The sequence below is a fragment of the Pseudomonas sp. GXZC genome, from assembly GCF_026967615.1.
Lineage (GTDB): Bacteria > Pseudomonadota > Gammaproteobacteria > Pseudomonadales > Pseudomonadaceae > Aquipseudomonas > Aquipseudomonas azotoformans_A.
In genome coordinates this window covers 3,849,108-3,866,856 of the sequence record NZ_CP114115.1, presented here as the reverse complement: position 1 = coordinate 3,866,856, position 17,749 = coordinate 3,849,108, and the positions used below count along the sequence as shown (strand labels likewise).

Genomic DNA, 17,749 nt, shown 5'->3' with positions numbered 1-17,749 from the left:
GAAGTGCGTTGAGTTAAAGACGGTGTATCGCAACGGGCCCTGTACACACTGCGATACAAACCCCGACCTAGAAATCCACCCTCAACCCGAGCGTGCCCCGTGTGCCGCTAAGGTCAAGGCTATCGAGGTTCTGGCTGCGGCTCACTTCTGCGTAGAGGTCAACGCCGGGTGCAATCGCGGTGGTTGCGCCAAGGCTGAGGTCCAACGTGGTGGATTTTTGTTCGGTAGCAAAATCCACCGTGTTGAAGGTCACTGTGCTTTTACCTTGCGGGGTATGCCAGACGTTTGCCCGAACGTAGGGGCTGACGGGCAGGTTGTGCACGAGGTAGTTGCCACTGGCGCGCACGCCCACACGGGCGGTGAGCTGTGAATCCGCGTCATAGGACACCTTGGAGAACAGGTCCCTCTGGCTAACGAGCCGGGTGCGGTTCCAGATCATTTGCAGTTGAGGTTCGATGTTCCAGGTTGGGGTGATCGCAAACGGTTGACCGACCTCTACCGACAGCGCCAGGTCGTGGCCCTGGGTCTTCATCTTTATGCCTCGGTCCGACTCGTTGTTGCCACTGAGCCGGGTGCCCATCAAGACCACGTCCGCATACGCATTGTTCTGCCAGATGTGGGTCGCGGACAGACCCAGGCTGGCGCCGTGTAAGGTGGTGTCGCCGGCTTCCCGGTCAGGCTGGCCATCGATGAGCCCTTTGACCTTGCCCCTGAGTCGGCTCTGCCCTGCCAAAATGCCCAGATGCTGGGTAGCTCCGGCCTCGGTGGTCCTCGATAAAAGGGACGTGCCGACTTGATAGCCATTGATCGAGCTATCCAGCGAGGTGCTTAAATCCCCGGCAAACGCCTGACGACTACTGCCGCCGTAGACCCGTGCCCAACCCGTCGGGAACGCCCCCGTTTCTCGCTGCCGGCCTTGTTCACCCACGCGCTCGTGAAACGTCCCGAGTGCATTGCGTACCAGGTGCTGGGCCGCCGGGTAGACTGTTGCAGCGAGTGATACTTCCTGGCGAATGAAGGGCACTGGCCGGATCGTTGCGGTTGGCAACGGCGGACTGCCCGGTGCGGGCAGCGGGGTAACCGGCGCTTCCACGGGGGCTTCCGAGCGCAGGAACCAACTGTCCTGCGTGCCTGCACTGACCCCGCCGTGATACAGGTAATAGTTGTAAGGGCCGGCGGCCGCTGTCCCGTTCAATGAAAACGCAGTGCTGGCGCTGGTGGCCCCATTTTGTGCGTCGACCACCCTGATACCGTCCGCAGTCGTGGCGGCGCCGATACCTCCCAGGTTAGTGATTTGGATGGCTGTCGTGCCGCTGATCACGCCCTGGTTGACGATCAGTCTGTCGCTGGCAGAACTGTCATTGCCTAGTGCTGTTTGCAGTGCGAGCACACCTGCGTTACCGGTGTAGTTGCCATTGATGGTCAGGGTGTCGTTGGCGCTTGAACTGCCTGTCGTCATGTTGATGACACCGCTGTTGTTGACGTCGACCCGTTGTCCGGCGGTGAATGAGGTGATCAGCCCCGTGCCCACTAGCAGTTCACTGGCGCCATCCACCTTCAGCACACCCGTGCCTGTATCGCTGTCACCCAGGGTCAAGGTGCCGCCCAATGCCAGCTGCGAGCCGTTGTCGAGCTGCAGGGTTTCAAAATTTGTGAACAGGCCCGGATTACCCGCCTGGGTGTTGTCCAGGGTCAGCGTGTCGTTACCCAGGCCGCCATCGATCAGTTGTGCTGCCGCCACTTGCGAATTGACCAGGTTTTTCAGCAATGCCGTATCGTCACCCGCTCCCGTCAGCACGGACGAATGCAGGTTGCCGCCCGTCCAGATGAAGCTGTCGTTGCCAAAACTGAGCAGAATCTGCCCGTTGACTTCGCCACCCGACACGGTCACGTGATCATCACCGCCGCTGACACTGATATTGCCCCCCACAAACGCGGTGCCCGAGATCAGGATGGTGTCGCTGCCAAAGCCCGTCACCAGGTTGCCTATGATGCGCCCGCCCGACATATCAAAGAGGTTGTTGTCGAGTTTCATATCGACGCGGCCAATGCTGCCGCCGGTCATTATGGCGCGGTCTCCGTCTTCGAATGCCCCGGTGATCGTACCGCCGCTCATGAAGAAATCGTCCAGGCCGTCGCCTTGCTCCAGCAGCAAGAGGGTGCCGCCGCTCATGGAGAAGTTGTCGATGCCCGCGCCTTGGCGGACGGCTCCGGCTTGCCCCCCCGATATCTGCACAACGTCCGTGCCCGCGCCTTGTGTCACCGAGCCGGTAATACTTCCGAGGTTGAGCCTGAAGATATTGGCGCCGTCGCCTTGGTCGAGGTTGCCATCGATCCCTGCGCTGGGCCCGTTCACGTCCACAAGATCATTGCCGGCACCAAAGGTCACGTTGCCCGAAATCCGCCCCGTCGCGGTGATGTCGAGCGTGTTACTGCCGCCTGTGTCGGTAAAACCCGGCGCCGTTGCGCTAGTGCAGGTGGAGGTATCGTTGCCGGCGGTAATGTTTACGGTGCAGGCCCCATTAGAGGCGAGCGGCCATGCCGTCAGGGCGAAAAGATAAATCCAGGAGAGTGTCTGCGCGCGCATGATCCGTCCTCGTTCGAGGGGAGCGTTGCCCCGGCACCTGCAAAAGCCGGTGCGGGCCAGACCATGACAACGTGACGCACGATACGGATCAGGGACAGCGGGTTACCTGTTTCTGAAAACACCGGCCAATGCAAAAGGTTGGCATGGCTTTCTCGACTGCACCTGAACCGGTGCAGCGCTTTTTCACCTTAGCCACACATTCTCCGGGCCGCAACTGTGAGAACTAACAGGTAGGGACGAGTTGGGTGCTACGACAGCACGATCTCATAGGGTTCGCGCATTCTCTCCAGCAGCACCTGGGCCAGCATGGGCGCCAGACCGATGGCCGGGTCGCCGGCCAATTGGCTGGCATAGGCATGGGCGGCGTGAAGCTTGCGCGCCACGGTCCAGGTGTCCAGCCGCACCTTGCGTGCCCGTTGCCAGGGGATGATCGCGCCTTCGCGGGCAGGCCAGTGCCAGGCCCAGATCGGCAGTTCATACAGTTGCGCGCCCACCAGGCAGCAGGCATTGGCGCTGGCACGGCCAACAGTGTCGTGATCGTCATTGCCGTCGTTACGCCACGTGCTGAACACCACATCGCCCGGTTGCAAGTAGCGCGCAATGAATTGACTAAGTTGCGGCTCGCGGCTGGCGAGCGCGTCGTCACAGAAGCCACCGCGGATCCACTTCAAACTGTGCAGGGGCATGCCCAGGCGGCGCATGGCCTCGACGCTTTCCTGGGGCCGCACCACGCTCAGGCGGCTGGCCGGCCAGACGTTGGACCCCGGGTGACTGGCGCTGCCATCCGTGATCGAGATGAGTTGCAGGGGATGCTCCAAGGTACTGAGCAGTTGCAGCAGGCCACCGCAGGCCAGCACTTCGTCGCCCGGGTGGGGCGCGATGATGACCACGCGTGCGCCAGGCGGCACCAATGAGGACGGGGTGATCGGGGGGATTTGCGCCAGCTGCGGGGCGCTGTTCCAGATTTGCGCAGGGCCGCTACGGCCGTCGCTTAAGGAAGCAAGCTTCATGGGGTGTCACATCCTTGTCGATTGATGCTGGGTCGTGGCCCGTTGACGGGACGACACTCTTTTATCCACCACAGGCTCCGCCGCAGTGGCTGCATGACGCCCCAACCCTGGAACGCCAGCAAGGCGTCATCAGCATAGACAAGGATTGGTCGGTTTTACATTCGGCAACGTCGTTTTTTTCAAGTGGCGTGCACCAAGCTCTTCAAGTAATCGCCGAAACCGCCCTGTGCGCGAGCATCCAGGCGCGCACTGGTGATCACCTGCGGGCTGTGGCTCCAGGCGATGGAGGCGCCGCACAGCTCCAGGTTACGCACCAGTTGCACATCCTCATGACACGCCAGCGGCTCGAAACCACCCGCGCGCACATAAGCGCCTGCGCTCACGCCCAAGTTGGCACCGTGGATGTGTCGATGACCGTCTCGCGCCTCGTAACCCTGGTGATAGCGAATCTGCGCAGCCGGGTCGAAGCCTTCGCTCCAGGCGTCCACGGTGACGGTGCCGCATACCGCGTCGGCCCCCAGTGCCAACTGGGCCACCAGCCAATCAGGCGCCACGCGGCTGTCGGCATCGGTGCACGAAATCCAGCGGGCGCCCTGGTTGAGCAGATGCCGCGCGCCCACGCCTCGAACATGCCCGACATTGCGTGCCTGGGCTTCAAGCCATTGCACGGGATAGGCCTGGGCAATGGTGGCACTTGCATCGCTGCAACTGTCGAGTACCACCAAGACAGTCACGGCTTCGCCGAGTAAACCTGGATGACTGGCCGCGATCAGTGCCGCTTTCAGGCAGTCGCCCAGCAGGGCCTCTTCGTTGTGTACCGGGATCAGAATGCCGATCATCTCAGGCCCTCAAGGGTGGCGACCGAAGTGCCGTCGCGGCTCCACAGGTCGAGCAGGAAGTCGTGTTCGTGGTGGCTGGTCACGCGAGGCATATTCAGCCGTTCCTGAAGCAGGGCATGCACCTGCTCGGCCGTTTGCGGGCAACCTTCGATAGGCGGGCGCCAATGGCAGGCCAGCACCTGGCCGTCGTCGGTCAACGAGGTGCGCACGCGTTCGATCAACCGGCACAAATCGTCGGCGTCGAGGTAGTAACACAACTCGCTGAGCACGATCAGCTCGAACTGACCTGTGGGCCACTGTTCGGGCAAACGGCTTTGCTGCACCTGAGCCTGGGGAAAGCCCAGCAAGCGACTGCGCGCCAAGGCTACGGCGGCCGAAGCCGTGTCGCAGCACAGCAGGCGGTCACAGCGGGGCGCCAGTTCGAAGCTCAGCTCGCCATTGGCGCATCCGGGCTCGAACGCCGAGGCATAACGTGGTCGTGTGAGTATGGCCAGGGTCAACGCGCGTTTGCGGCGTTCGTACCAGCGTTGACGGAAGGCCCAGGGGTCATCATTTTCGGCGAACAATTGGTCGAAATACGGTGTGGCCACACTCATACGAATACCACTTCAAAAGGCTGGAGCAGACGTTCCACTACATAGGGTGCTAGCACGGGCGCCAGGCCGATCTGCGGGTCGCCCTCCAACTGGCTGGCGAAGGCGTGGATGGCGTGGCGTTTGCGGGCGACCGCTTCACAGGTCAATGGGATCTTGCGGGCGCGATGCCAGGGCACTTGGTTGTCTTCGGGCGTTGCCCAGTGCCAGGTCCATACCGGCAGTTCGTACAGGGTTGCGCCTACAGCCGAGGCTGCCTTGGCGCTGGCACGACCGACGGCTTCGTGGTCGCAATGCCCATCTTCGCGCCAAGTGGTGAACACCACGTCGGTGGGTTTGAGGTAACGCCGGATGAACGCCGCGAGTTCATCTTCCCGCGCCGCCACCTGACTGTCGGTAAACCCGGCACGCAGCCATTTCAAGCTGTGCAGCGGCAAGCCAAGACGATGCAGGGCCTGGGCCGACTCCTGCGGGCGCACCACACTCAAACGCTCAACCGGCCAACGCCGCGAGCCCGGATGACTGGCGCTGCCATCGGTGACTGAAATCAGCTGGATGGCCCGGCCGAGTGCCGCGAGCCCCTGCATCAAGCCACCACACCCCAACACTTCATCATCCGGATGGGGGGCGACAATCACCGCCCGATAGCCTTCTGGCACCAACTGCTCAACGCTGATCGGCGGTAGCTCGGCCATCTTCGGCGACGCCTGCCAGCGATGCAGCGGCGTGCCTTGGCCAACGATTGGATTGGGTTTCATAACTGCCACCTCCCTGTGGGTTCGCCGGCGACCAACTCGCCAAGGCCGGCCAAGTCGCGTTCGGCGTGACTCTGGCGCATATACACCGGCAAGTCCGCCATCAACTGGGCGAAATGCGGATCCTTGCAATAGGGCCCCGCACCGATGGCCCGACCCACGTGGCGGATCACCTGTTCGACGGTGTCTTCGATGCACGCCCGAGTCTGTTGCGCCAACTCCCTGGCATTGGCCATGGGTTCTCGATCGACCTGTTCCGCGCTGGCGCGCAGTACACAGGCGGCGCTGTTGAGTGCGCTGTCGACCGCGCCGAGGTGGGCGAGGGCGTGGGGTTCGGGGCGTTTGCTGCACTGCTCACGCAAGACTTCCGCCAGGCGTTGCGCCGCGCCATACCAGCAGGCAGCAATGCCAATGCCGCCTTGCCAGAATCCGGGGCGAGCCAGGTAATCACCGGGTCCGCCCACGGCCAGCCCCCAGGCTTGGTCAAACACGATTTCCACACTACCCGTGGCGGCCATGCCCACGGCGTTCCAGCCTTCGTCCGTGACGACGACGCCCGGTTGATCCATAGGCACTGCCACCAGTTGCTGGCGGTCTTCTTCGTCCCAGGCCGTCAGCAAGCCATGGCTGACCACTGCCGCGCCGGAACACCAGGCTTTACGCCCTTGCACCTTCAAACGCTGGCCGTCGTTGAAGACTCGTACCTTGGCGGTGGGTGGCTCTGCCGCCCACATGCCCCAAATGCTGCCCAAGGGCGGCAACGGGCTGTTGAGTTCGGCGATGATCGCCAAGGCGTCGGTGTGGCCTTCGAACAACTTGCACAGGCGCAGGTCATGGCCTGCCACCTGTGCCAAACGGCTGAACCGCGCCAGTGTCTGACCGCTGCCCGGCAAGGGCAGTTGGTCCAGGCCTTCCTCCTGAAGCGCCTTCAGGGCCGCGCCCAGGGCTTGCGTGTCCGCATAGCCCCGGTAGCCTTGAAGGAATCCATGCAGTGCCATTTCACACCTCGTCTTCACGCTGCAATTCGAACAGCAGCAGCGAGCGGCCAGTCACCGCGTACTCATGATCGAAATCAAAGCGTTCCTGGCCACGGACTGCCGGGGAGTTGGTGTCGAGCATGCACGTCCAGAATTCGCCCTCAGGCACCGCCGGCAAACGGAAGTTGACCATGTCGTGGTGGGCGTTGACCACCAGCAACAAGGTGGCATCCGCGCCGGGCCGGCGAATTCCCGTCTCCTGCGCGCGGCCATCCATCAGCATGCCCAGGCAGCGGCCATGGCTGTCCTGCCATTGCTCAGTGGTCATTTCATTGCCATCCGGCGCCAACCAGGTAACGTCCTTCACACCGATGTCTTCGTTGTAGTCGCCTACCAGGAAGCGCCCACGACGCAGGATCGGGTAGGCCAGGCGCAGCTTGATCAAGCGCTTGACGAACTTGAGCAGCGCCTTGCCATCTTCGTCCAGGTCCCAGTTGATCCAACCGATCTCGCTGTCCTGACAGTAGGCGTTGTTGTTGCCGTGCTGGGTGCGGGCGAATTCATCCCCGGCCACGATCATCGGCGTGCCTTGAGACAGCAACAGCGTGGCAAAAAAGTTACGCATCTGGCGCAGGCGCAGCGCGTTGATTTCCGGGTCGTCGGTTGGCCCTTCGACGCCGTGGTTCCAGGACAGGTTGTTGTTACTGCCGTCCTGGTTGTTTTCGTCGTTGGCCTCGTTGTGCTTGTCGTTGTACGACACCAGGTCGTGCAGGGTGAAACCGTCGTGGGCGGTGATGAAGTTCACCGAGCTGTAAGGGCGGCGTCCACGATGGTTGAACATTTCGCCGGAGGCCGTCATGCGTGCGGCGAAGTCGGCCAACTGGCTGTCGTCGCCTTTCCAGAACGCCCGAACGGTATCGCGGAAACGATCGTTCCATTCCACCCAGCCCGGCGGGAAATTACCCACTTGATAGCCGCCAGGGCCGCAGTCCCAGGGCTCGGCAATCATTTTTAACTGGCGCAACACCGGATCCTGGCGGCACGCCACGAGAAAGCTGTGGCGTTCGTCGAAACCATCGCGGTAGCGGCCAAGAATGGTTGCCAGGTCGAAGCGGAAACCGTCCACATGCATCTCGGTTGCCCAGTAACGCAGGGAGTCGGTGACCATCTGCAGTACGCACGGATGGCTCAAGTCCAGGGTGTTGCCGGTCCCGGAATCGTTGATGTAGAAGCGCTTGTCATCCGGCATCAGCCGATAGTACGAAGCGTTGTCGATACCGCGCATCGACAGGGTCGGCCCACGCTCGTTACCTTCAGCGGTGTGGTTGTAGACCACGTCCAGGATCACTTCGAGCTTCTGCTCATGCAGGTGCGCGACCATCTCCTTGAACTCGGCGATCTTGCCACTGGCGAGATAGCGCGGGTCTGGCGCGAAAAACGCGATGCTGTTGTAGCCCCAGTAGTTGGTCATGCCTTTTTCCAGCAAGTGCTGGTCATTGACAAAGGCATGCACTGGCAGCAATTCGACGGATGAAATGCCCAACTGGCGAATGTGCTTGAGCACGTCGTCTTCCATCAGCCCGGCGCAGGTGCCGCGCACGGATTCAGCGACGGATGGATGGCGCATGCTGATGCCGCGCAGATGGGTCTCGTAGATGATGGTGCGATCCCAAGGTACGCGCACCGGCTGGTCGTTGCCCCAGGTGTGTGCCGGGTCAATGACTTTGCATTTGGGCACGAAGGGTGCGCTGTCGCGTTCATCGAAACTGAGGTCGTCGTCCGGGTGGCCGATGGTGTAGCCGAACAACGCCTCGGACCATTTCAGCTCGCCCACCAATTGCTTGGCGTAGGGGTCGATCAGCAATTTGTTGTGGTTGAAACGGTGGCCGTTGGCCGGGTCATATGCACCGTACACGCGATAGCCGTAAATCAGCCCTGGATGGGCGTCGGGCAGGTAGCCATGGAAGGTTTCGTCGGTGTATTCGGGCAGTTCGATGCGCTCCAGCTCGACTTCGCCGGAATCATCGAACAGGCACAGTTCGACCTTGGTCGCGTTGGCCGAGAACAAGGCAAAGTTGACACCCAGGCCGTCCCAGGTGGCGCCAAGGGGGAAGGGCAAACCTTCACGAATCCGCGACGGCTCGCTGCCCGGCGTCGAAGGGGTTTTATCGGGTTTGCTCATTACGTTGCTCCTGCAAGGGTCTTTTTTCGGGCCGAACGCGGCCGTGCTGACGAAAATTCAGCTGAGAGTCTGGAGGGTAAATTCACCTCTTGCCGACAGCGCCGACAAGAGGCGAGGGGTCAAGGCTTGGGCTTTTTGGGCGCCGGTGGTTTTTTAGCGGCCGGTGGCGCCGGCTTGCTGGCCGCAGGTGCCGCCGGTTTGGCTTTCGCCGGCGGCTTGGGGGGGCTGGCCTTGGGCTTGGCGGCTGCCTTGGGCTTGCTCGGCGTCAGCGCTTCGGCTTCCGCCAGTTTGCGCGCCATCTCCCAGTGGCGCGCATCTTCACCATGGGGTTTGCCCTCGGACTCCCAGATCTGGTGCGCCAGTTCGCGTATGCGTTTGTCTTCAGTACTCATCACAATGCTCCTCACAGAAAATTTTCAGCTTTCTTGATCATCAGGATTGATAAAGACATTGACCGGGAAATCCCCCAGGGCAGCGCTAACCAACAGCTCCTTGTCTGGTGTGACTGCGCCTGTATGAAAAAGTCCCTTCCAGTTTTGCGTTGTGGCGGCGAACGGTAATTTCACCCGTGTATCGCCCCAAACCTGCGCGTTGATCTGGGGATGCACACCGTTTTCAAGCAGGTCATGGGGCCAGCGTGGCACCACGATCAGCAAGCGTTTGCCGTGATGTTCGCGGCTGAATGCGACCACCCGTTCGGCGTGTTTACCAACCACTTCCAGCGGCGTGTAGGTGCCGCTGCGGAACAGGTCAGGCTGGGCCTTGCGCAAGCCCAGCACCTGGGCAATCAACGCCTGTTTGATACGCCCGTCGCGCCAGTTGAACAACAGTTCGCCGATGTCCGGTGGGGTCGCCAGCGCCTGTTGCCGTGCGCTGAAATCCACCGGGCGGCGGTTGTCCGGGTCGACCAGGCTGAAGTCCCAGAACTCATCGCCCTGGTACAAGTCCGGTACACCCGGTACGGTCATGCGAAGCAAGGATTGCGCCAGGCCATTCAGGGCGCCGGCCGGGGCAATCGCCTGAGCGGAATTGCCAATGGCGGTGCGTAGTGCGTGGCCTTCTTCACTGAGCAACAGCCGTGAAAGGAATGCTTCGACACCTTGTTCATAGGCTTCGTTTGGCGCGCTCCAGCTGCTCTGCAACTTGGCTTCGCGCAGAGCCTTTTGTTGCCACTGCCACAGGCGCTGCTGGTAGCCGTCAAAGTCGGCGCCCTGATCCAGCGGCCAACTGCCGAGCAAGACTTGATAGAGGATCAATTCATCGCCCGGTGAGGGCGCGGTGTCGGTGCGCAGTGGGGCGGCCAGGGTGCGCCAGTGTTCCACCTGCTCAACAAACCAGGGCGCGCACTCACTCAACACTGCCAGACGCGCACGGGTGTCTTCGCCGCGCTTGTGGTCATGGGTGGCGGAGGCCAGCAGGTTATCGGGGAAGGTCTGCAAACGCTGCTGGTTGACAGCATGGAAGTCGGCCAGTGGCGCGCTGAACTGTTCGGTGCTGAAGCCCACGTCATTGCGCGACAACAATACCGCCGAGCGATAGAACGCGGTGTCCTCCACGGCCTTGGCGGCGGCGGGGGAGGTCAATTGCTGGAAACGCACGCAGGCATGCTTGAGGATCTTGCGTTCACGGCCCACCGGGCGGTTGCGCCAGGGTTGACCGCCCAGCCATTTTTCCAGGTGATCGAGCACCGGCCAGTCGCCTTCGCCCAAGGTGGTGCGCGCGCCGTCCATGGCGTGTTGGAACATCGAGTCGTCGGCGTCGCTGCGCCCGCGTGCACTGATGTAGGTGCGGTACACCGGGAAATGCACGATCAGTTCCTGCAAGGCGCGGCGGATGGCGCCTAGGGTCAGGTCGCGGGTCATCACATCGTCGCGGGCTACTTGCAGCAGGGCCTGGGCCACACTTTCGAAGTCTCCGCCGAGGGAACCGTTAAGGATTTGCTGGCGCGCCAGTCGCGCCTCCTCGATGAACGCCGAAGGCCGTTCGCTGTGACGGGTCCACAATTGGGCCAATGGCTCAAAGCCGTCGGGGTGATGTTGCAGCAGCGACAGCTGGTTCATGAATTCGTAGCCGGTGGTGCCGTCCACTTGCCAGTCTTCGCGCAGGGTTTCGCCTTCGCCGAGGATTTTTTCCACGAAGATCGGCAGATGCCGCTGCGGTGACAACGAATCCACCCGGCGCCGCAGCTTGCGGCAATACCCGCGCGGGTCGGCCAGGCCGTCGATATGGTCGATACGCAGGCCATCTATCAGGCCTTCGCTGATCAACTCGAAAATCTTGGCGTGGGTAGCTTCGAACACGGCGCTGCGTTCAACACGCAGACCGCCCAGTTCATTGACATCGAAGAAGCGCCGCCAGTTGATATCATCCGCTGCGGTGCGCCAGCTGGCGAGGCGGTAAGCCTGTTGTTCAAGCAGTTGGTGCAGGCGGTCGAAGTCGAAGCTCGCCAGTTGTGCGTCGATGGCCTGGCGCACGTCGTCTTCAGTGGCCCGTTCGGCCAGGGCTTGTTTGAGCCAGGCGGCTTCGTGGTAAGCGTCGTCCTGATAGGCCAGGGCGCTGAAACGGTCGGACAATGGCTTGAGCAACTCATCGCTGCCCAGGATCGCCGCGTAGTCCCGTGGGCAGATCGGAAAGCGATGCTCGTAATGCTCGACGTAGAACGCGCCATGGGTGGCATCGAACTTCAGGCTCACACTGCCGCTCTGCAAGGCTTCGCCGTAGTCGCTGCCGAGGAACGGCATCAGCAACTGGCCTTTGAGTAGCGGGTCGGGCGAGTGCCACTGAATATCGAAGAACTCGCTGTAGGGGCTCATGCGTCCCCATTCCAGCAGGTCCAGCCACCAAGGGTTATCCGCACCGCCCACGGCCATATGGTTGGAGACGATATCCAGGATCAGGCCCATCTCATGTTCACGCAAGGCGGCGACCAGGCGGCGCAAGGCAGCTTCGCCACCCAGTTCCGGATTGACGCGGGTGGGGTCGACCACGTCGTAGCCGTGCATGGACCCGGCGCGGGCGCTGAGCAGCGGCGAAGCGTAGAGGTGGCTGATGCCGAGGCGTGCAAAGTAGGGCACCAGGGGCACCGCGTCATCCAGGGTAAAACCTTTGTGGAATTGCAGGCGCTGGGTCGCGCGCAGGGGCAGTGCGTTCATCGGTCACGCTCATAGGCTTGGTTGCGCGCGACGGCCAACAGTTCGAGGCGGCGGGCGGCACCGGCATTGTCGAGCAGGCTGGAGGCCTCCCCCACAAAGCGGCGGCGCCAATTGGGGTGGGTGTCGGTGGTGCCTGGCAGGTTGGCCTGCTCCTCGACGCCGAGCGCATCTTCCAACGGCAACAGCACCAACGGCGCACGGGTATGGCCGAGGTAGCGCACGCTGGCGTCGATCATGTGGTCGGTTTCATTGCGGATTTCTTCAACGAAGTTCTGCGGGTCCTGGCTCAAGGCCTGGCGCAGTGCCTGGCGTTCGCGCAGGCGATGTTCGCTCCATTGCTCCACGGTGGGTGCGTCGATCAGGCCGAGCTGAATGTTCCAGTCGATATCGCGGCTGTGCCACCAGCCGTTGAGCGTCGGCAAGTCGTGGGTACTGGTGGTGGCCAGGGCATTGTCCGGCCAGTCGAGGATCGGCTTGAACTGGCCCTCGTGGTTTTGCTCGAACAGCAACACGCGCATGCCGAGGATCGAGCGGGCGATGAGTTTTTCGCGCAGGCCGTCCGGCACCGTGCCTAGGTCTTCACCGAGCACGATGGCGTGGTGGCGATGGGATTCCAACGCCAGCAGGCGCAGCAGGTCCTCCACCGGGTAATACAGGTAGGCGCCTTCTCGCGGCGAGGCGTCCATGGGGATCACCCACAGGCGTTGCAGGCCCATCACATGGTCGATACGCAGGCCACCGGCATGGGCGAAGTTGGCGCGCAGCATTTCGATAAAGGCGCGGAAGCCGTTGCGCTTGAGGCCTTCAGGCGAGAACGCGGAGATGCCCCAGCCCTGACCTGCGCGATTGAGAATGTCGGGTGGCGCGCCCACGGTCAGGTCCGCGAGCAGCTCGTCCTGACGGCTCCAGGCCTGGCTGCCACCGCCGTCAGCGCCCACGGCCAGGTCGGCAATCAAGCCGACGCCCATGCCGCTGCCGCGCGCAGCCTGTTGCGCGCGTTCCAGGCAACGGGCGATCAGCCATTGGCTAAAGGCGAAGTAGCCGATCTCATCCGGGTTTTCTGCGGCAAATGCTGCGAGTGTCGGGCTCTGCGGGTTGCGCCAGTCTTCTGGCCAGTGGCGCCAGTCGAGGTCTTCCCCCTTGGCGGCGCGCACGGCCTGCACGGCTTCGAAGCGGCAGTGATTTTCCAGCGCTTCACCACCGGCTTGGCGGAAACTCAGGAAGTCGGCGTGTTGTGGATGCTGGCCGTGGCGGAAGTCTTCGTACAACGCTCGCAACAGTCGCTGCTTGGCCTTGGCGGCTGTGGGCCAGTCGATCAGGCTGTGTTGTTCCAGATCGTGCAGCTCGTCTGTCGGACCGAGGGCTTCGATGGCGTTGCGCACCTCGCGCTCCCCTAGAATGCAACCGGGCGAGGCGTACAAGCTGTTGAGGAACAGACGACTCGACGGCGAATACGGGCTGTAGCGCTCGGTGTCGGCGCTGAACATGGCGTGCATCGGGCTGATGGCCAGGGCGTCGGCACCGCGCTCGGCGGCCGAACGGGCCAAGTGTTCCAGGGCCAGGGTGTCGCCAAAGCCGCCATCACCCAGGCGGCGCAGGCTATACAGTTGCGCGCTGAGGCCCCAGGCGCGAGCGGGGCGACTGTCGACGGCCTCGGCCACGCTGTAGCAGTGGGTGGGGGCAACGGCCAAAGTGAAGGTCTGCTCGGCGATATGCACCTGGTGGTAACCGAGGGCGATGACGCCGGGTAATACGGCGTCGCCATCCAGACGCAAGTCGAGGGTTTCGCCATCTTCCAGGCTCACGCGGCACAGGGTGTCCGGCTCAAAGTAACGGGCCAGGTCCAGGCCTTCGCCGCTGTCGATGGTCATCAAGGGTGGCAGGTGTTTGTCGTGTTGTGCCTGTTCCAGTTCGAGCAGGCTGGCGTCGATCTCGGCATCGCTGTCGGCCGGGTGGCCCAGGCCTTTGAGAACGGCGCGCAGGGCGTCGGGTTTCACACGTTGCGGGCGGCCGTTTGCGTCGATCCAATCGACGGCCAGGCCCGCTCGGCTGGCGAGGATTTCCAGGTTCGCTTCGCTCAAGGGTGCTCTCCAACAGGGAATAGGGTCACGCGTGCGCTGTACGCCGGCAGCTGGGCGCCGAGGTTGGCAGGCGTTTCGAAAAGAACGGCGCCGGTCGCCGGGTGATCCAGCGGCGCGGCACTCAGGTTGAGATCGATCTGCAACAGGTTGCCGTTGCCCAGGCGCCAGCGGGCGCTCACGGCACCTTCAGCCAGCACCTGAGCGCCGAGCGCTAGGCTGCCCGGCAAGTGCGGCACGATATGCTGGTGGCGCAGGTTCAGCAGTTGGCGGTAGAGCTGGGCGTGCGGGTTGTCGGTAAACGACGGCGCCGATTGTTCAAAGGTGGTCGCGTCGTTGGGATCGGGAATGCGTTCACGTCGTTCCGGGTCCTTGAACGCGGCGAAGTCAGCAAACTCATTGCGCCGTCCTTCACGTACCGCTTCGGCCAACTCGCCGTGATGGTCGGTGAAGAACAGGAACGGCTCGCTGGCGTTGACCTCGTCGCCCATGAACATCATCGGGATCATCGGCGAGAGCAGCAGCAGGGCCGTTGCTGCCTCTAAAGCCTGGGGCGAGCAGAGTTGATGCAGGCGCTCGCCCAGGGCGCGGTTGCCGATCTGGTCATGGTTCTGCAAAAACGCTACAAACGCGGTCGGCGGCAGGTGCCCGCTGGGTTCGCCGCGTTCATGGCCATGCCGGGTGGTCTGCCCCTGGTAGATGAAACCTTCGCCCAGGCAGCGCGCCAGTTTGGCGGTAGGTTCCTCGGCAAAATCACTGTAATAGGCGTCGGTTTCGCCGGTCAGCAATACGTGCAGGACGTTATGAAAGTCATCATTCCATTGCGCGTCAAAATCGTGCTGCAGGAGGCTGGCCTGATTGAGTTCGTTTTCCAGCATCAGCCAGACGTGTCGACCGGTGTCGACTTGCTCGCGAACCCGGTGGGCCAGTTGTTTCAGAAAAACCGGGTTATCGATGGCGTGTACCGCGTCCAGGCGCAGGCCGTCGAAACGGTATTCGAGCAGCCACATCAAGGCGTTATCCAGGAAGAAATCCCGCACTTCACGCCGGTCAAAGTCGATACCGGCGCCCCATGGGGTGTGCACGTCTTCCTGGAAGAAGCCTTTGGCGTATTGGCCGAGGTAGTTGCCGTCGGGGCCGAAGTGGTTGTAGACCACATCGAGAATCACCGCCAGGCCCTGTTCGTGGGCGCTGTCGATCAGGTGCTTGAGTTGATCGGGCGTGCCGTAGGAGGCTTGGGGCGCGTAGGGCAGGACACCGTCATAGCCCCAGTTGCGTTCGCCGGGGAACTGCGCGAGCGGCATCAATTCAATCGCGGTCACGCCCAGCTCGGCCAGGCGCGGCAGGTGCTTCTCGACGCCGGCATAGCCACCCATCGCGCCGACGTGCAGTTCATAGATGACGGCTTCGTGCCAGGGACGGCCCTGCCACTGGCTGTGGCGCCATTGATAAACGAGGGGATCGACCACCAGGCTCCAGCCATGCACATCCGAAGCCTGGGCCCTGGAGGCAGGGTCGGGAACATCCATTTCCCCGTCGATGTTGAAGCGGTAGCGCGTGCCCGCCGGGCACGCTATTTCGGTTTCAAACCAGCCATCTGCCTGGGGCAGCATGGCGACGGACTTGCCATTTTCCAATTCAACGCTGACATAAAACGCGTCTGGCGCCCACAAGGCAAAACGCGTGTGTTGCGCGTCCAGCATGATTGCGCCGTGGGGCCAGGTTTCCAGAGTCCGTAACGGCATCTATAGAGACCTCCCGTTGATTATTTAGCGGATTTCCCCAAGGCCTTGGCCACAAGTTGCTCATACAGCTCGGCGTAGGGTTCCACCGCCTGGCTCCAGTTGAACGGTTGCGTCATCGCCCGGCAGCGCATGGCATTGAGCAGGCCAGGGTAGGCAAATACCTTGAACGCGCGGCTCAAGGCTTCTTTGTAGCTGTCGACCGTGGATTCATTGAACAGAAAACCGGTCACGCCATTTTCGATGGTGTCAGCCAGGCCGCCGGTATTGCGCGCGACGGGCAGCGAGCCGAAGCGCTGGGCGTACATCTGGCTCAGGCCGCACGGCTCGTAGCGCGACGGCATGAGCAAAAAGTCACTGCCAGCGAACATGCGCCGGGCATCAGTCTCATTGAAGCCGATGCGCACACCAATCTGGCCGGGGAAGCGCAGCGCCAGTTCACGCATGGCGTTTTCTTCTTCCGGCTCGCCGCGACCGATAATGGCGATCTGCCCACCTTGCTCGACAATAAAGCTGGCCACGGCTTCGGTCAGGTCCAGGCCTTTCTGGAATACCAAGCGTGAGACCACGGCGAACAACGGGCCGGTGGATTCACTCAGGCCGAACAGCTCGCGCACTTGGGCGGCGTTGACCGCTTTGCCTTCCCAGTCGCCGATGTTGAAGTTGTGGGTCAGGTGTGGATCGGTAGAGGTTTCCCAACTGTCTTCAATGCCGTTGGGAATGCCGCTGAGCAAGCCTTGCTGGGTCTTGCTGGCAAGAAAGCCATCCAGGCCGCAGCCGAATTCCGGGGTGGTGATTTCCCGGGCGTAGGTGGCGCTCACCGTGGTGATGTGGCTGGAATACGCCATGCCGGCCTTGAGGTACGACATCTTGCCGTAGAACTCCATGCCTTCCTGTTGCAGGGCGTGGGGTGGAATGCCGAGTTCCGGCGTGGAAGCCAGGCTGATCACGCCTTGATAGGCCAGGTTATGAATGGTGAACAGCGTCGGTGTGCGTGACCCACGCCAGTGCATATACGCCGGCGCCAGGCCAGCGGGCCAGTCGTGGGCGTGCACCAGGTCCGGGCACCAGTGGATCTGCGCGAGGTTGGCAGCCATGTCGGCGGCGGCCAGGCCCAGGCGGGCGAAACGGATATGGTTGTCCGGCCAGTCGCGACCGTTATTGGCGCCGTAGGGCGTGCCCTCGCGCTCGTACAGTTCGGGGCAGATCAACACATAGATGACCAGGCCGTCCTTGAGGTCCATGCGCCCGATCTTGCACGGCGGCAGCGCGGCGTGGCCACCCAGCTCACCGATGATATGGATCGGGTTATCGCTTTCCATCACCTGCGGGTAACCGGGAATCAGCACCCGCACATCGTGCAGGTGGGCCATGGCGCGGGGCAGGGCCGCGGACACATCGCCCAGGCCGCCGGTTTTCACCAGGTCGGCAAATTCGGAGGTCACGAACAGGACTTTCTTGCGATTAGGATTCTGACTCACGATCGGCCGCACAGTGGTGGGCAGGTCGACCAACGAAGGTCCCCCTACCGGCTGACTGACACGCTCTCCCTGAATATCTACAGCGGCACTGATCATAGTTCTCTCCCACATGTTGGTCGGCTAATGGCCCGCTGCCATTAGCTCCGATGGCCACATCCTGCGGCCAGGCGCACAAGCACTGTACAAACTGGCAAGGCGTATGCCAGTTGCACGGTTAGCCAAAAAAGATTGGATGGACGGGCATTTCGCGTGAACCGCGGGTGCTCGCCTTACCTTAAAACTGGACCTACGGCAGAGTTGGAAAGTTTCGATTTTTTGCGGGGTTTTTGTTTTCGAACGGACCCATCGGTCAT

At 62.3% G+C, this 17,749-nt stretch carries 12 protein-coding genes; all 12 read right to left on the bottom strand.

The genetic code is table 11. The features are described 5' to 3' along the window. Positions 1-67: 67 nt before the first annotated feature. Positions 68-2,587: an autotransporter family protein gene (locus OZ428_RS17975; protein WP_269130739.1), complete on the bottom strand. Its 2,520-nt coding sequence runs from the start codon at positions 2,585-2,587 to the stop codon at positions 68-70. A gap of 248 nt (positions 2,588-2,835) precedes the next feature. Further along, positions 2,836-3,597, bottom strand: coding sequence for a PIG-L deacetylase family protein (locus OZ428_RS17970; protein ID WP_269130738.1), 762 nt, complete (start codon positions 3,595-3,597; stop codon positions 2,836-2,838). Between the two features lie 179 nt (positions 3,598-3,776). After that, a complete protein-coding gene (locus tag OZ428_RS17965; protein ID WP_269130737.1) occupies positions 3,777-4,436 on the bottom strand; it encodes a glycosyltransferase in 660 nt (219 codons plus the stop codon). After that, positions 4,433-5,032 carry an SAM-dependent methyltransferase gene (locus OZ428_RS17960; RefSeq protein ID WP_269130736.1) on the bottom strand — a complete coding sequence of 200 codons (600 nt, stop codon included), beginning with the start codon at positions 5,030-5,032 and terminating at the stop codon, positions 4,433-4,435. The genes OZ428_RS17965 and OZ428_RS17960 overlap by 4 nt, the downstream gene beginning before the upstream one ends. Next, positions 5,029-5,787: a PIG-L deacetylase family protein gene (locus OZ428_RS17955; protein ID WP_269130735.1), complete on the bottom strand. Its 759-nt coding sequence runs from the start codon at positions 5,785-5,787 to the stop codon at positions 5,029-5,031. Before OZ428_RS17955 ends, OZ428_RS17960 begins: the two co-directional genes overlap by 4 nt. Next, positions 5,784-6,782: an acyl-CoA dehydrogenase gene (locus tag OZ428_RS17950; RefSeq protein WP_269130734.1), complete on the bottom strand. Its 999-nt coding sequence runs from the start codon at positions 6,780-6,782 to the stop codon at positions 5,784-5,786. Before OZ428_RS17950 ends, OZ428_RS17955 begins: the two co-directional genes overlap by 4 nt. Before the next feature lies 1 nt (position 6,783). After that, entirely contained in the window at positions 6,784-8,943 is a 2,160-nt protein-coding gene (gene glgX / locus OZ428_RS17945; protein ID WP_269130733.1) for a glycogen debranching protein GlgX, read from the bottom strand. A gap of 119 nt (positions 8,944-9,062) precedes the next feature. After that, positions 9,063-9,335: a DUF2934 domain-containing protein gene (locus OZ428_RS17940; RefSeq protein WP_269130732.1), complete on the bottom strand. Its 273-nt coding sequence runs from the start codon at positions 9,333-9,335 to the stop codon at positions 9,063-9,065. Between the two features lie 24 nt (positions 9,336-9,359). Further along, positions 9,360-12,095, bottom strand: a complete 2,736-nt coding sequence (locus tag OZ428_RS17935) for a malto-oligosyltrehalose synthase (RefSeq protein WP_269130731.1) — start codon at positions 12,093-12,095, stop codon at positions 9,360-9,362. Continuing rightward, positions 12,092-14,176, bottom strand: coding sequence for a 4-alpha-glucanotransferase (malQ, locus tag OZ428_RS17930; protein WP_269130730.1), 2,085 nt, complete (start codon positions 14,174-14,176; stop codon positions 12,092-12,094). The genes OZ428_RS17935 and malQ overlap by 4 nt, the downstream gene beginning before the upstream one ends. Continuing rightward, positions 14,173-15,918, bottom strand: coding sequence for a malto-oligosyltrehalose trehalohydrolase (gene treZ / locus OZ428_RS17925; protein ID WP_269130729.1), 1,746 nt, complete (start codon positions 15,916-15,918; stop codon positions 14,173-14,175). The genes malQ and treZ overlap by 4 nt, the downstream gene beginning before the upstream one ends. A gap of 20 nt (positions 15,919-15,938) precedes the next feature. Next, positions 15,939-17,492 (bottom strand): glycogen synthase GlgA, encoded by a 1,554-nt coding sequence (gene glgA, locus OZ428_RS17920; protein WP_269130728.1) that lies wholly within the window; start codon positions 17,490-17,492, stop codon positions 15,939-15,941. Positions 17,493-17,749: the final 257 nt, after the last annotated feature.

Excerpts from the sequence above, each read along its gene's own strand:
- treZ (WP_269130729.1), bottom strand. The coding sequence starts at position 15,918 with ATGCCGTTACGGACTCTGGAAACCTGGCCCCACGGCGCAATCATGCTG.
- OZ428_RS17950 (WP_269130734.1), bottom strand. The coding sequence starts at position 6,782 with ATGGCACTGCATGGATTCCTTCAAGGCTACCGGGGCTATGCGGACACG.
- OZ428_RS17970 (WP_269130738.1), bottom strand. The coding sequence starts at position 3,597 with ATGAAGCTTGCTTCCTTAAGCGACGGCCGTAGCGGCCCTGCGCAAATC.
- glgX (WP_269130733.1), bottom strand. The coding sequence starts at position 8,943 with ATGAGCAAACCCGATAAAACCCCTTCGACGCCGGGCAGCGAGCCGTCG.
- OZ428_RS17955 (WP_269130735.1), bottom strand. The coding sequence starts at position 5,787 with ATGAAACCCAATCCAATCGTTGGCCAAGGCACGCCGCTGCATCGCTGG.
- OZ428_RS17960 (WP_269130736.1), bottom strand. The coding sequence starts at position 5,032 with ATGAGTGTGGCCACACCGTATTTCGACCAATTGTTCGCCGAAAATGAT.
- OZ428_RS17935 (WP_269130731.1), bottom strand. The coding sequence starts at position 12,095 with ATGAACGCACTGCCCCTGCGCGCGACCCAGCGCCTGCAATTCCACAAA.
- OZ428_RS17940 (WP_269130732.1), bottom strand. The coding sequence starts at position 9,335 with ATGAGTACTGAAGACAAACGCATACGCGAACTGGCGCACCAGATCTGG.
- glgA (WP_269130728.1), bottom strand. The coding sequence starts at position 17,492 with ATGATCAGTGCCGCTGTAGATATTCAGGGAGAGCGTGTCAGTCAGCCG.
- OZ428_RS17975 (WP_269130739.1), bottom strand. The coding sequence starts at position 2,587 with ATGCGCGCGCAGACACTCTCCTGGATTTATCTTTTCGCCCTGACGGCA.
- OZ428_RS17965 (WP_269130737.1), bottom strand. The coding sequence starts at position 4,436 with ATGATCGGCATTCTGATCCCGGTACACAACGAAGAGGCCCTGCTGGGC.